The sequence below is a fragment of the Chryseobacterium gwangjuense genome (assembly GCF_021311115.1).
Taxonomy (GTDB): Bacteria; Bacteroidota; Bacteroidia; order Flavobacteriales; family Weeksellaceae; genus Chryseobacterium; species Chryseobacterium gwangjuense.
This window is the reverse complement of sequence record NZ_JAJTNP010000004.1, coordinates 82,041-96,402: the sequence shown is the minus strand read 5'-3', so window position 1 is coordinate 96,402 and position 14,362 is coordinate 82,041. Positions and strand designations below refer to the sequence as shown.

Sequence of the window (14,362 nt, the reverse complement as noted above, 5' to 3'; positions counted from 1 at the left end):
GTTTGTTTTTTACCTATGTATTTTATAATTATTCAATATTTTTCAATAGAATCCAACCTGTTTTTACAACGATCTGTTTGGTTGCAGGATCTTCGAAAGTTACCTGATACCAATAAGAAGCTGTAGGAAGTTTTTTACCTTGGAATAAGCCATCCCAATACGGACGTACTTTTTCAGCTTTGTAAACTTCTCTTCCGTATCTATCTGAAATTACTGCTTTAAAGCTATTATATTTACTAACCCCTCTAAAGTCAATCATATCATTCACATTATCCCCATTTGGAGTAATTACATTCTTCATGATGAATGTAAAATATTCTAACACTCCAACACAGCTTGTTTTTTTAACTCTTACTCTGATAGAAACAACTATATTTTTAGGAATATTTGTAAATACATTAGAGTTTTGCCAAGTCACTCCGTTATCTGCAGAATATTCTAATGGTCCGTTACTTGGATTACTTGCTGTAACAACTAATACACCACTTTCATTATAATCTACTTTGATAATTTCAGGAATGATTGCTTTGATAACTTCTGTCTTGTATACGCTTGTACAAACACCATTATCTATGATTACCGAGTACGTTCCCGGCGTAGCTACGGAGAGAGTTTGTGTTGTAGCACCCGTATTCCAAAGGTAAGTATAATTAGGACCTGCACCAGCATCTAAGGTAATCTGATCACCTGTACAAATCATACCTCCAGATAAATTTGAAACAATAGCCGGAACGACTTCTACCGTAACAGTAGCCGGTTGTAAAGACTTACAGCCCTGTGCTCCGATTGCATATACAGAATAGGTTGTAGTTTGTTTTGGAGAAACCAATTGCACCGGTGCTGTTCCGGTTAAACCGCTTACCCATTGATAAGTAACTCCGTTAGAAGCTGTCAACATAACTGTTTCTCCTACACATATTTTTGTATCTGAAGCAACTAACTGAGCAACAGGAGTCGCTTCTTTTCTCAAGGTTAAAGTAACCATTTTACTACAGAAAGCTCCGTTTGACACTACAACATATAAGACTTGTCCATCTGTACCGTTGTAACTTGGCAAATTGGCATCAGGAATATAATTAGCATTTTGCGCTACTGCATCCGCCTGATTTACATAAAAACGGAAAACAGCTCCTGTTGTTGTACTTATCTGAGGTTTAGCATCATTTAAATTAAAAGTACTTACTGTTGGTGTAGTACAAAGTTTCAACGTTGCATTTTGTGCTGTCGGAGTTGTTCCTCCTACGATCGTCACTTTTGCTTCAACCGGGCAAGTATTCCCAGGGATCGTAACTTTAACGGTATAAACACCTGGTGATGTCGCAATATACGTTGGGCTTGTTGCACCTGGTATCAATACTCCGTCCTTATACCATTGATAGGTAGCACCTGTAATACCAGAAACCTGAGCCACTAAAGTCTGAGGAGCATTATCACATACATTCATCGTTGCTGGTAATGCAACCCCATTACTATCAACAAGTTTAATTCCTATATCAAAAGATCCCCCTTCAAGAAATACCGCAGAATCAAATGAAGGATCAGAAGCATCTGCCAAAACCATTTTAAAATGATAAGATTGCCCCGGAATTACAGTTGCTGTAGCCGTTAAAGGAATTGTTCTTCCATTAAAGTTGGTTTCAATATTTGGAGTAGGATTTAGTCCTCCAAAATACATCTCGTTAATAGGACCACAAGAAAAACTTGAAGGTACAATATTAGTAACACTTACAGGTCCTGCTCCTCCAGGAAGAACAGCCATATTTGTATAGGTAGATCCCGGTGTATTAGGTTTTAGCAATAAAGCAAAACCATCTGAAAATACTCCGCATGGAAAACTTGATGTGTATTCTTCAGATGCAAAAAGATAATTAAATTTTATTTGCGTACTTGTAGGAACGAAATCGAACTCAATAAAAACAGCATCCCTAAGAGCTGCTAAAGGTGAAATAGCAGCTACTAGATCAGCATCGGTCTCAGTAGTTCCTGATACAGGATCACTTAATCCACCTTCACTTACATTCCCTGCTCTTCTGGCTTTACCGGTCACTAAAACGATACCGTCCTTAAAAGGGAAATTAGTAGTCCCTTTATTAAAATATCCCCAAGCTCTATCTGTATTTGTAACAAGATGGTTTGGAGTAACCGTCACATTCGAAACATTTGCACCACTGCTGCAACTTGAAGTTCCGGCAATCAGAACATTTTTTACAAGTTGTTCAATAGTATAGTTAGAAGCTGGGTAAGGAGCAACATTTACATCAATAAATGTTCCTGCCTTAGCTGTTCCTTTTGGAGCTGCCTTTTCTGTAGTAACTCGGCTAACACTTTTATTTTGTCCAAATATTGATCCGGAAACCAAAAGCAATACTAAAAAGAAGAAGTAATGTTTTAATCTATATTTTAACATTTTATAATTGTTTGTTCAAAAATACTACTTTTTACAATTAAAAAACCACTTTAATCTAGATAATTAACAACAATATCTCATTTTATTTCAATTATAACTCCTCTCCAATTTTGCTTTAATTTTAAAACAAAAAAGACTAATCTACAATTAGCCTTTTTAACAAATATATTATTTACAGTTATAACAGATTAGTATAAAATTAATCTTTTTTAAGTTCATCAATCATATCCTGAAGTTCTTGTATTTTATCTTTTAAAGATTTGATTTGATTTTTATTTGAGTTAACATTACTTTTCAACATCACCGCTTTGGCTCTTTCACTGTGATCTTCCTCATCTTCCTCCTCGTTAATTTCTTCAATATCTTCCTGAATATCTTCAATATCTTCATTAATCTCCTCTATATCCTCGCTGATCTCTTCAATATCTTCACTGATTTCTTCAATGTCTTCCTGGATATCTTCAATATCTTCCTGAATATCTTCAATTTTTTCGTGACTTTTATTAACGGACATCTGGATGAAAATCGCAAGGTAAATAGCTTCTAAAGAAACTACTGTAGTAAGAATAAGAAGCATTTTATCAAATTCTACAATATGCAATATGGGAAGAAGAAAGGAAATAATAAAAAACAAGGTATGTACAATGAGGGACGGAATAGAACCAATCCACCAGGTAATTCCGTTGGCAATTTTCTCTAAAAACTCGGCTCTTTCATTATATTTTTTCATCCTCTTTTATTTTTATATAAGTTCTTTTGTAACTCCTAATCCGAAAAGTGCAAAATCATATTTTGCAGGATCTTTATCATCAAACTTACGGATGGCAACATCCAGTTCTTCAACGGTCTTCCAATCGTCCTGCGTTCTTACCACCAAACCTAATTTTCTGGATATATTTCCGGTATGTACATCCAAAGGAATTGATAAGAATCTTTGATCTACATTTTCCCAGATTCCGAAATCGACTCCACGTTTATCTTTACGAACCATCCATCGAAGAAACATGATGATTCTTTTCGTGGAAGAATTCTTGTAAGGTGAGCTTACGTGTTTGTGACTCCTGTGTTTTTCCGTTCCTAAAAATTGACTTCTGAATCTTTCAATAGCATGCTGAAAATTAATTTCTGAATCCTTTGTTATAAATAAATTTTCCAGACTTTCGTTTTCTCTGTAAATTCTCTGGAATTGCCTGATAAAATATCCAAAATCTTCTCCATTAAAGGTACGGTGAATACTTTTATCCTGAAGAGCTTTCAGTTCTTCTTCAGAATGATTCATTACAAAATCATAGGGCGAATTCCCCATAATATCCAGCATTTTTTCAGCCGATTTGATGATCGCTTTTCTGTTTCCCCAAGAAATCGTAGCTGCCAAAAACCCGGCAATCTCAATATCCTGTTGCAAAGAAAAACGGTGCGGAATCTGAATGGGATCATTTTCAATAAAATCAACCTGATTATACTGATCCGCTTTTTCATCAAGAAAAATTTTCAATTCTTCAAAACCTAATGTCATCCTCTTAAATTTTCACAGCTTCCAAAGCCTTTGGTAAAAACGAATTGGCAAAAACAGTTCTTGCTTCGTCTGTAAACACCGTCAAATCTCCATATCGATTAGAAAAATGCCCCAAAATCAATTTTCCAACATCTGCTTTCTGAGCAATGATTGCCGCTTCCAAAGCAGTTGAATGCCCTGTATAATCTGCCATTTCTTTCAAATCATGCAAAAATGTAGATTCATGATATAAAACCGTTACATTTTTAATGATCGGAATCACACTCTCCAAATATCTCGTATCACTACAAAAAGCATAAGAAACAGATGGAGCCGGAGCAATCGTTAAGACTTCATTTTTTAGCACATATCCATCACTCAATACAAAGTCTTTTCCTGCTTTTAAATTATGATAATCACAGGTTTCAATCTCACTGTATTTTGCAATCTCCTTCATGTTGAGATGTCTGTCTTTTGGTTTTTCCTTAAAAAGATAGCCATTGCAATAAATCCTGTGATCCAACGGAATAGTATAGACTTCTACTCTATTATCTTCATAAATTTTCTCAGAAATATCCTTATCCAGCTCATGATACACCACTTCAAATCCTCTATGCGTTTCTGTAATGGAAAAAATAGTTTCCAGCATATTTTTGATTCCTTTGGGACCATAAACATGTAAGGGAACTTCTCTTCCCAACAAACGGAATGACGCAATAAGTCCGGGCAAACCGAAACAATGATCACCATGAAGATGGGAAATGAATATATGATTGATCTTCGAAAACCTTGCTTTAGCCTTTCTCAGCTGAACCTGTGTTCCTTCACCACAATCGATCAGGAAATTTCTTTCCTCCATTTCCAACAACTGGGCAGTCGGCGAAGTATTCACTGTAGGTATCGCTGAATTAAAACCTAATATCGTTAAATAAGTACTCAATTTAATAGTGTATTATAGCGACAAATGTACGGATTTAGGTTAAGATTAAGGTTTAGAATACAATTAAAATGAATTTCAAAAATGAATACAAAAACTAGAATTCAACATTCATTCAAATAGATCTTAAAACCTTGTTAATGTAAACTTTAAGCACATTCCTTAATCTTAACTTCAACCTCAATTTTATTCTTTCACTTTCAAGAAATCCAGAAACAAATCAAGCGCTTGTTTTCTATGACTGATTTTATTTTTTGCTTCAGGCTCCATTTCTGCAAAGGTCATCTCATATCCTTCAGGCACAAAAATAGGATCATATCCAAACCCTTTAAAACCTTTATTTTCTTTCAGGAGGTTTCCATGTACTCTTCCATCAAAATACTGAGCTCCGTTTTCATCATAATAACATAAAACTGTGATGAAATAAGCTTTTCTATTCTCAACACCTTCCATTTCACTCAATACTTTTTCAATATTTTTAGCGAAATCATGATCTCCAGCATAACGCGCAGAAAAAATCCCTGGTCTTCCGTTTAAAGATTCAACCACCAAACCACTGTCGTCACCCAGACTCGGAATTCCGGTTTTTTCAAAACAGTATTTAGCTTTAATCAAAGCATTCGCATTGAAAGAGTCTCCATCTTCAATAATTTCGTCGTGAATATCATAATCTGTAAGACTTTTTACGGCAAATTCACTTCCTAAAATCTGCTGAATTTCTTCTTTTTTATGTATGTTGTGTGTTGCTACTAATAATTCCATTTTTTATTTTTTTACAAAGAAACTTACAATTAAAGAAATAACCGAACAGAAAACAAAAATTAATGCTATTAAGTATAATAAAATAACTCTTGGATTTACATGTTCATCTTTTCCTATTGCAATTTCTTTTATATTATTATTTTTTGAATAAGATATTAAGGTATAGTCATCATCCTTATCGAGATTAAATTCAGAATATGAATTATATTTCTTATTTCCTAATTCGAAACTACTTGTTGTAAATATCAAATCTGTTTTTATGGTATCAGGAAATTTTCTGATTATTTTATTTTGTGAATTTTTCAATTCAAAATAATAATTCCTGTGCTTTGATTCATTTTCATCATTAATAAAATAAACAGTATAAGATCCTTTAGTCAAAGTTAATTCAGACTTTCCCGGAATTTTTATTTCTTTAAAATCAAATTTAAAAGACGTGAACGTTAACAAAAATAATAGCAAAGAACACAACAAAAGTACTCCAGAAAGAATTCTAAACCTTTTTCTCATAAGCTTACATTTCCGAATAATGCACCTTATTTTTGTTCGTAAAAAGGTAATAAAAGAGTGAGAAAAGGATCATTCCAATGACGAGTATCACCCATTCGGAAACTTTAAAAGCATCCGCAAAACTTTCACTTTTGGTATAAAATATTAAAATTGAAGAGCATAAATTATTAAAAGCGTGTAAAAGCATGGGAAGCAGTAATGATTTTGTCTTATAATACACCAAACCCAACACACAACCCAATAAAACCGCTCCTACAAACTGCCACGGATTGGCGTGAACCAGCCCAAAAACTATAGACGCAAAAAGAATGGCTTTCCACGGTTCAACACCTTTATTAATTAAGCCTTTCTGAATAATTCCTCTGAAAATAATCTCTTCAAAAATAGGCGCCATCACAACCGCAGTAATCAACATAATAACAGGGTCATCAGTAAGTTGCCCCATTAATCGTTCAAAAAATTTATAATATTCTCCAAAAAACGGTCCTGTCGTCGGAATCTGTGCCGTGATAAATTCTCCTATAAACATCATCCCGATCATCATAGGAAAAATCAGAAGATAAGTATAAAAATTAGTGGGCGAAAAATTAAAACTCAGCTTTTTCTGAGTTGTAGGTCTTACAATAAAAAAATCAAAAGCTGCAATGATCGGAACAAAAACCACCGCATTGCCTATCATCATAAACCAACCTTCATTCTGAATACTTCCTCCATATATAACAGTCCAAAGCACACTTGCGAACCCAACGATAATGCTTCCAAAAATATAACCTCCCAACAAAACAAGCCCACCCAACCATGTGAATGTATATTTCGGATATTTGCTAACTTCCATTATTTTACTCTTACTAATTGAAAAACAAAGATAATTGATTTTCTACTAAACAATCTTAATACATAAAAAATTCAGTAGACTTCGGGAAAAATTTACGCCTTATAAACTAAACCTCCCCCTAAAACGTTATTCAACAAAATTAATACGATGAAAAAAAACTTACTTCTAATTTTCTTTTTATTCTTCACTTTAAAAATATTCGCTTGTAGATGTAGCTCAGAAAATATTGTTCAAGAATATCTTGACGCTGACTTTGTAGGAGTTATAACTATAACAAAAACTTTTGATGAAAACATTTTAAAATACAAATCAGGAAGTGAAAATTATTTTTATAAAGCTGAAATGAACTTTGATAAAATAATAAAAGGCAAAAAACTAAATTTCTTAAATGTATTTGGAATAATAAGTGACAAGAAAGATTTCTATCAAGGCTGTTCATTATATCTCAAACCCGGAGAAAAATATTTTGTGATTCTTAAAAAAAATCAAAATAATGAATATTGGATAAGCTCATGCAGTAGAATCATTCGCTTAAGTTATCATAATTTAATTAATGAAGAAAATAGACTAATAAATAGTTATACCAAACTTTTTGAAAACATAGAAAAATATAAAAATCAATTTTCAAATTTGAAATTCGAAGATTTTTATGATTCTTCAGAAACACGCATGACGTACCCTTATACACCACATACAGATTTTATAAAATTAAATATTTCTAATCCCTATGATAGAATTGGTATATATAAAGTGCTCACTAATAAAGATTTGAAAATAAAAAAAATAATTCCCATTAAACAAGTCGGTGAAAAAGATATAGAAATTGAAAATTTAATCCTCAAAAATTTACAACTTTATAAATATGGAAAACGTAATAACAAATCCAATAAAAGTTTGCTCTTATTATATTTTGATGATTTGGCCCCTTTAGAATTTTAGCTTATCCTTAAATTAAAAGATTGTAACACTGTAGCTGAATTAAGTTTAAGTTTTGCTGCATAACTTTTGTGACTTTTGTGGTTACCATAAATTCAATTTTCAGAATTCGACAAAATTCACGATTTTTGCAACTTCAAAATACGATATGTCAGACTTAATCAAAGAAATAGAAAAAAGAAAAACCTTCGGGATTATCTCTCACCCCGATGCCGGAAAAACCACCCTTACGGAAAAGTTACTACTTTTCGGAGGTGCGATTCAGGAAGCGGGTGCGGTGAAATCCAATAAAATAAAAAAAGGAGCCACCTCCGATTTCATGGAAATTGAAAGACAGAGAGGAATCTCCGTAGCAACTTCCGTGTTGGCTTTTGAATACAGAGATCACAAAATCAACATTTTGGATACTCCGGGTCACAAGGATTTCGCAGAAGATACGTACAGAACTTTAACTGCCGTAGATTCCGTAATCGTTGTCATCGACGTTGCAAAAGGGGTTGAGGAACAGACCGAAAAATTGGTTAAGGTTTGTAGAATGAGAAATATCCCAATGTTGGTTTTCATTAATAAGCTTGACCGTGAAGGTAAAGATGCTTTTGATTTGCTGGATGAAGTTGAGCAGAAATTAGGATTAACTGTATGTCCACTTTCTTTACCAATTGGTATGGGAAGTGATTTCCAGGGAATTTATAATATTTGGGAAAACAATATTCAGTTATTCCTGGAAGAGAAAAAACAGAAAGTTGGTGATTCTATTAAGTTTAATGATATTAATGACACGTCAATTGATGAAGTAATCGGTGAAAAAGCTGCAGCAACATTAAGAGAAGAGCTGGATTTAATTCAGTCTGTTTACCCAGAATTTAATCGTGAAGATTATATGAAAGGAGATCTTCAACCTGTTTTCTTTGGTTCTGCTTTGAATAATTTTGGGGTTCGTGAATTGTTGGATGCTTTCATCGATATTGCACCGATGCCACAACCGAAAGAAAGTGATACTCGTCTGGTAAAGCCTGAAGAAAGTACTTTCACAGGATTTGTTTTCAAAATCCATGCGAATATGGATCCGAAGCACAGAGACAGATTGGCTTTCGTTAAAATTGTTTCGGGAACATTCAAAAGAAATGAAAATTACTTATTGGTAAGAGAAGGTAAGAAAATGAAATTCTCTTCACCCAACGCATTCTTCGCCGATAAAAAAGAAGTGGTGGACGAAAGTTTCCCTGGAGATATCGTCGGACTTCACGATACGGGAAGTTTCAGAATTGGTGATACATTGACAGGTGGTGAAAAATTGAGTTTCAAAGGAATTCCAAGCTTCTCTCCGGAACATTTCAGATATATTAATAATAACGATCCGTTAAAAGCTAAGCAATTGGCAAAAGGTATCGATCAGTTGATGGATGAGGGTGTTGCACAGTTATTTACGCTTGAAATGAACAACAGAAAGATCATCGGAACAGTTGGTGCACTTCAGTATGAGGTTATTCAGTACCGTTTGGAGCATGAATACGGTGCGAAATGTACCTATGAACCTCTTTCCATGCACAAAGCTTGTTGGGTAGAAGCTGATGAAAAATCAGACGAGTTCAAGGAGTTTGCAAGATTGAAACAGAGATTCTTAGCAAGAGATAAATACAACCAATTGGTTTTCCTTGCCGATTCTTCTTTCACGATTCACATGACCCAGGAGAAATTCCCGAATGTGAAGCTGCATTTTATTAGTGAATTTCAGAATAGCTAATCCATAGTAAAATCTAGATATCAAATCCGTGAAGTTTTTCACGGATTTTTTTATTTCATTCTGAAAAACAAATATTCTATTCAGAAAAAACTTTGTAAAACGCTTTGTAAAACAAATACAAAACACTGAATATAAAACAGATACAAATTTACCACATGAATACATTTCATTTACAATCTTTACAAGAGCTGCCCTCCTAATTTTACCTCATCGAAAAAATTAATATTATGAAAAAATTCATCTTACTGGTTGCTGTATCAAGCACGTTTATCATGTGTAAAAAAGGAGAATCTACAGTATCAAAACTGGAAAATGCAGCTAACTCTGCGGACAGCACAATTTCTGCAGCTTCTGAAAAAATTAATGAAATTAATACTACGGCCAATGCAGCACTGGACTCTGCTGATATTAAGATCAAAGATTTTGAAAATGCGAAAGAAAAGGTAAAAGATCAGTTTGAAAATACTTCAAAATTGGTAGATTCTCTTTCTGATAAAATTTCATCAGCAAAGTTAGAATCAAAAAAAGGGAAAAAAGATTCTGTAAAAAAAGAGGAGAAAATTGTAGTGAATGTTCCTGCTCCTAAAGTCATTAAAGAAACCAAAATCATTTATAAAGACAAACCTAAAACGGAAAACTACGAATTGAATGTTCCGAAAAATAAAATGGTAAAAACTGGAGTATTGGAACTTACTGTAAATGATGCTGAAGTTGCCAGGGAAATCGTAAAGGAAGAAGTGAAAAAATATGATGGTTTTATAAAAAGTGAAAACACTTCATTAAACAACAACGAAAAGAAAATTGCTTATTTAAAGGTGAAAGTTCCCATTCAAAAATTTGAATATCTGATAGAGGATCTCAGTTATAATATTGGTACGGTTGAAAACAAGGGCATTGAAGTTTCAGGACAGGATTTTGTTCAGAATACCATGTGTGAAGTTGATATTACCCTGTACGGAAAAGAAGGCAGCTATACTGAAAACAAAGAACCAGAAACATTCGGAGGAAAAACTTTTGCCGCAATTTCTTCCGGTTGGGATGTGATCATGTCTATTTTCTTATTTATCCTTCCGTTGTGGCCTCTATTTTTAATTATGGGTATTGGATATTATTTTTACAAAAAGAGAAACAAAAACACTCCAAATAACGATTCTAACTAAATTGTAAATCCATCTTTCATGATGGATTTTTTTAATTTTATTTTAATCCTGTTTCTAGCTCTAAATAATAAGTTCTTCTTAAATTTATATATCATTTAGCTGATGATTCATTCCGGAAAAGTAAAATAATATATAATTAATATTGTGGTTCGTGTGTACGTAAAAAGGCTCTCAAATTGAGAGCCTTTTACTATTTCAATATATAATTAAGCAATTACTTTGCAATGCTTCTTGAAATAACGATCTTCTGGATTTCAGAAGTTCCTTCATAGATCTGAGTGATTTTTGCATCTCTCATTAATCTTTCTACGTGATATTCTTTCACATATCCATATCCACCATGAATTTGTACAGCTTCAATAGTTGTATCCATTGCTACCTGAGAAGCATATAGTTTTGCCATTGCTCCACTTTCAGAAATATCTTTACCAGCATCTTTCTCACAAGCAGCCTTGAAGCAAAGCATTCTTGCCGCCGTGATCTGAGTTGCCATATCTGCCAATTTAAAGGCAATTGCCTGGTGGTTGATAATTTCAGTTTTGAAAGCTTTTCTTGTCTTAGCATATTTCAACGCCAATTCGTAAGCTCCTGAAGCGATACCTAAAGCCTGAGAAGCAATACCGATTCTTCCTCCGTTCAAAACAGCCATTGCAAAATTGAATCCGAAACCGTCTTCACCAATTCTGTTTTCTTTCGGTACTTTTACGTTGTTGAAGATCAAAGAATGCGTATCACTTCCTCTGATTCCCAATTTATCTTCTTTCGTTCCGATTTCGAAACCTTCCCATCCTTTTTCAACGATGAAAGCATTGATTCCTTTATGTTTTTTCTCTGGATCAGTTTGTGCGATTACGATATAGTAAGAAGCAGTACCTCCGTTGGTGATCCAGTTTTTGATCCCGTTTAATAAATAATAATCTCCTTTATCTTCTGCAGTTGTTTTCTGAGAAGTAGCATCAGAACCAGCTTCAGGCTCAGACAAAGCAAAAGCTCCGATTACCTGTCCGCTTGCAAGAGGAGTAAGGTATTTCACTTTTTGCTCTTCAGAAGCGAATTTTTCAAGTCCTGCACAAACCAATGAGTTATTTACAGACATTACAACAGCTGCAGAAGCATCAATTTTCGCGATCTCCTCCATTGCCAAAACGTAAGAAACGCTGTCCATTCCTGCACCTCCGTATTTAGGATCTACCATCATACCCAAAAGCCCCATTTCTCCCATTTTCTTTACCTGTTCTGCAGGAAACTTCTGATCGCGGTCTCTTTCGATTACTCCCGGTAATAGTTCGTTTTGAGCAAAATCTCTTGCTGCCTGCTGAATCATCAGCTGTTCTTCTGATAAATTAAAGTCCATAAAAATTGAATAATTAGATGGTCGCTAATTTACACTTTTTGAACAAATCTGAAAATAGAATCACAAATTAGAGTAAATCAAGGAATATGCTTAATTCTTAAATATTCATCATATATAAATTAAGTTTGAATTATTAAATGTATTATGGCATACATTTTATTAATTTCTAATTAATCACTTCCGATTTCCCTAATTAAAAAAAATGCTTATATTTAAGTTTATTAAAATTACACTTAAAGAATCATGACGATCAAGAGATTATTTGACATACCATATCACGCTTTAGAAAAGTTTCCAAAGTCTGATATGTTCGTGACTAAATATCATGGTGAATGGAAAAAAACATCCACACAAGAGTTTATCAATGAAGGAAATAAGATTTCACGCGGGCTTTTAAAACTTGGAATAAAACCGGGAGATAAAATTGCTTTAATCACTACCAATTCCCGCACAGAATGGGCAATAATGGATTTAGGGCTTTCTCAGATAGGCGTTGTTTCCGTACCTGTTTATCCCAGTATTTCACCGGAAGATTATGAATTTATTTTCAATAATGCGGAAATACAGTACTGTTTTGTCTCTGATAAGGATCTTCTGAACAAGGTCATGAAGGTGAAGCACAACATCCCTTCTCTGCAAGGCATTTTCACTTTCGAGAACGTAAGCGGTGCCGCCAACTGGAAAGAAATATTAGACCTGGGTGAAGACGATTCTACCCAGATTGAAGTGGAGGATCTTTCCAAAGCCATTAATACGGATGATTTAGCAACGATAATCTACACCTCAGGAACAACAGGAAAACCAAAAGGAGTAATGTTGACCCACGAAAATATCGTCTCCAACGTTTTAGGTTCTATTCCAAGAATTCCTAGAAAAAGAAGCTTGGATTACAAAGATACAAGAGTATTAAGCTTTTTGCCGATCTGCCATATTTTTGAAAGAATGCTTTTTTACCTTTTCCAATATAATGGTTTCTCCATTTATTTTGCCGAAAGTATTGATAAAATGGGTGAAAACGTAAAAGAAGTGAAACCTCACTACATGAGCGTAGTACCGAGATTGGTAGAAAAAGTATATGATAAAATTTACAATACAGGATCTTCTGCAGGAGGGTTAAAATCAAAAATCTTCTTTTGGGCTCTTAATCTTATCACTAAAAAGAAAACCGTTTCAAAACCTTCAGGTTTACAACAAATCATTGCTGACAAACTTGTTTTCAAAAAATGGAGAGAAGGCTTAGGTGGTGAAATCATTACTTTGGTTTCCGGTTCTGCTGCTTTATCTACAAGATTAAATTTAATGTTTCAGAATGCAGGAATTCCTATTTTGGAAGGTTATGGACTTACGGAAACATCACCTGTAATTTCTGTAAACAGTTTTGATAAAATGAGAATCGGTACTGTAGGACATCCTTTGGATAATTTAAGTGTGAAAATTCAGGAAGATGGAGAAATTACCGTGAAAGGACCTTCTGTATTTAAAGGCTATTTCAAAAACGAAGAAATGACCAAAGAATCCTTTACAAGTGACGGATATTTCAAAACAGGAGATATAGGACATATCGATAGCGATGGCTTCTTACAGATCACTGACCGTAAAAAGGAAATGTTCAAAACTTCCGGAGGTAAATATATTGCTCCTCAAACGATTGAAAACTTAGCAAAAGCTTCAAAATTCATTGAACAGATCATGGTAGTAGGTGACGGCGAAAAAATGCCTTGTGCTTTAATACAACCTGATTTTGAATTTGCCAAAAGCTGGGCAATGAGAAATAATCTAAATTTAGGTTCTACTCCTCAGGAAATTGCTAAAAGCCCAGAGTTAAAGGAAAGAATTGAAAAAGAAATTGACGGCATCAACGAACATCTTGGAAATTGGGAAAAAATCAAGAAAATCGAATTAACTCCTGAAATCTGGAGCATCGATGCAGGACTTTTAACGCCAACCTTGAAATTAAAAAGAAAAGCTATTAAAGAGAAGTTTATTGATCTTTACAATAAGATGTATGAGCATCATGAATAACAATAAAAAACCGCCTCAATTGAGGCGGTTTTTTATTGTAAGAGATCCGATCTTACCTCTTATTTGTCATTCAGAGCGAAGCGTGGAATCTAATATTTTTATTATTAAATTCATTCATGGGCTAGATTCTTACGGAATGACAAACTTTTCGATTATTTTTTAATTAAAGATTGCTTCGTCACTTCGCTCCTCGCAATGAC

At 33.9% G+C, this 14,362-nt stretch carries 12 protein-coding genes; 4 read left to right on the top strand and 8 right to left on the bottom strand.

Annotated elements, in window-relative coordinates; all coding sequences use genetic code 11:
- Positions 1–28: 28 nt before the first annotated feature.
- The 7 genes from LV842_RS09120 to LV842_RS09090 all read right to left on the bottom strand — a co-directional run bounded on the left by LV842_RS09120 (position 29) and on the right by LV842_RS09090 (position 6,946).
- Positions 29–2,407, bottom strand: coding sequence for a choice-of-anchor L domain-containing protein (locus LV842_RS09120; protein WP_233111137.1), 2,379 nt, complete (start codon positions 2,405–2,407; stop codon positions 29–31).
- A gap of 199 nt (positions 2,408–2,606) precedes the next feature.
- Positions 2,607–3,137, bottom strand: coding sequence for a DUF1003 domain-containing protein (locus tag LV842_RS09115; protein ID WP_233111136.1), 531 nt, complete (start codon positions 3,135–3,137; stop codon positions 2,607–2,609).
- Between the two features lie 12 nt (positions 3,138–3,149).
- Positions 3,150–3,923 carry a TIGR02757 family protein gene (locus LV842_RS09110; RefSeq protein WP_233111135.1) on the bottom strand — a complete coding sequence of 258 codons (774 nt, stop codon included), beginning with the start codon at positions 3,921–3,923 and terminating at the stop codon, positions 3,150–3,152.
- Between the two features lie 4 nt (positions 3,924–3,927).
- Positions 3,928–4,842, bottom strand: a complete 915-nt coding sequence (locus LV842_RS09105; RefSeq protein WP_233111134.1) for a ribonuclease Z — start codon at positions 4,840–4,842, stop codon at positions 3,928–3,930.
- Positions 4,843–5,025: 183 nt separating this feature from the next.
- Positions 5,026–5,601, bottom strand: a complete 576-nt coding sequence (gene rdgB, locus LV842_RS09100; RefSeq protein WP_233111133.1) for an RdgB/HAM1 family non-canonical purine NTP pyrophosphatase — start codon at positions 5,599–5,601, stop codon at positions 5,026–5,028.
- 3 nt (positions 5,602–5,604) lie between these two features.
- Positions 5,605–5,982, bottom strand: a complete 378-nt coding sequence (locus LV842_RS09095; RefSeq protein ID WP_233111132.1) for a hypothetical protein — start codon at positions 5,980–5,982, stop codon at positions 5,605–5,607.
- 133 nt (positions 5,983–6,115) lie between these two features.
- Complete coding sequence (locus LV842_RS09090) at positions 6,116–6,946, bottom strand: CPBP family intramembrane glutamic endopeptidase (protein ID WP_233111131.1); 831 nt, start codon at positions 6,944–6,946, stop codon at positions 6,116–6,118.
- Positions 6,947–7,093: 147 nt separating this feature from the next.
- Here LV842_RS09090 and LV842_RS09085 point away from each other — a divergent pair, with 147 nt between their 5' ends.
- The 3 genes from LV842_RS09085 (at position 7,094) to LV842_RS09075 (ending at position 10,786) form a co-directional block, all read left to right on the top strand.
- Positions 7,094–7,885 (top strand): hypothetical protein, encoded by a 792-nt coding sequence (locus LV842_RS09085; RefSeq protein WP_233111130.1) that lies wholly within the window; start codon positions 7,094–7,096, stop codon positions 7,883–7,885.
- 145 nt (positions 7,886–8,030) lie between these two features.
- Entirely contained in the window at positions 8,031–9,626 is a 1,596-nt protein-coding gene (locus LV842_RS09080) for a peptide chain release factor 3 (RefSeq protein WP_233111129.1), read from the top strand.
- 227 nt (positions 9,627–9,853) lie between these two features.
- The gene (locus tag LV842_RS09075) at positions 9,854–10,786 is read left to right on the top strand and encodes a DUF4349 domain-containing protein (protein WP_233111128.1); all 933 of its coding nucleotides are present in this window, start codon (positions 9,854–9,856) and stop codon (positions 10,784–10,786) included.
- Positions 10,787–11,000: 214 nt separating this feature from the next.
- Here LV842_RS09075 and LV842_RS09070 read toward each other — a convergent pair whose 3' ends face one another.
- Positions 11,001–12,140: an acyl-CoA dehydrogenase gene (locus tag LV842_RS09070; RefSeq protein WP_233111127.1), complete on the bottom strand. Its 1,140-nt coding sequence runs from the start codon at positions 12,138–12,140 to the stop codon at positions 11,001–11,003.
- A 243-nt stretch (positions 12,141–12,383) separates the two neighbouring features.
- On the opposite strand from LV842_RS09070, the gene LV842_RS09065 reads away from it, so the two are divergent.
- The gene (locus tag LV842_RS09065) at positions 12,384–14,162 is read left to right on the top strand and encodes an AMP-dependent synthetase/ligase (protein WP_233111126.1); all 1,779 of its coding nucleotides are present in this window, start codon (positions 12,384–12,386) and stop codon (positions 14,160–14,162) included.
- Positions 14,163–14,362 lie beyond the last annotated feature (200 nt).

What these genes read in the sequence shown, in the direction of transcription:
- LV842_RS09085 (WP_233111130.1), top strand. Translation starts at nt 7,094, where the DNA reads ATGAAAAAAAACTTACTTCTAATTTTCTTTTTATTCTTCACTTTAAAA.
- LV842_RS09115 (WP_233111136.1), bottom strand. Translation starts at nt 3,137, where the DNA reads ATGAAAAAATATAATGAAAGAGCCGAGTTTTTAGAGAAAATTGCCAAC.
- LV842_RS09080 (WP_233111129.1), top strand. Translation starts at nt 8,031, where the DNA reads ATGTCAGACTTAATCAAAGAAATAGAAAAAAGAAAAACCTTCGGGATT.
- LV842_RS09120 (WP_233111137.1), bottom strand. Translation starts at nt 2,407, where the DNA reads ATGTTAAAATATAGATTAAAACATTACTTCTTCTTTTTAGTATTGCTT.
- LV842_RS09110 (WP_233111135.1), bottom strand. Translation starts at nt 3,923, where the DNA reads ATGACATTAGGTTTTGAAGAATTGAAAATTTTTCTTGATGAAAAAGCG.
- rdgB (WP_233111133.1), bottom strand. Translation starts at nt 5,601, where the DNA reads ATGGAATTATTAGTAGCAACACACAACATACATAAAAAAGAAGAAATT.
- LV842_RS09075 (WP_233111128.1), top strand. Translation starts at nt 9,854, where the DNA reads ATGAAAAAATTCATCTTACTGGTTGCTGTATCAAGCACGTTTATCATG.
- LV842_RS09070 (WP_233111127.1), bottom strand. Translation starts at nt 12,140, where the DNA reads ATGGACTTTAATTTATCAGAAGAACAGCTGATGATTCAGCAGGCAGCA.
- LV842_RS09090 (WP_233111131.1), bottom strand. Translation starts at nt 6,946, where the DNA reads ATGGAAGTTAGCAAATATCCGAAATATACATTCACATGGTTGGGTGGG.
- LV842_RS09065 (WP_233111126.1), top strand. Translation starts at nt 12,384, where the DNA reads ATGACGATCAAGAGATTATTTGACATACCATATCACGCTTTAGAAAAG.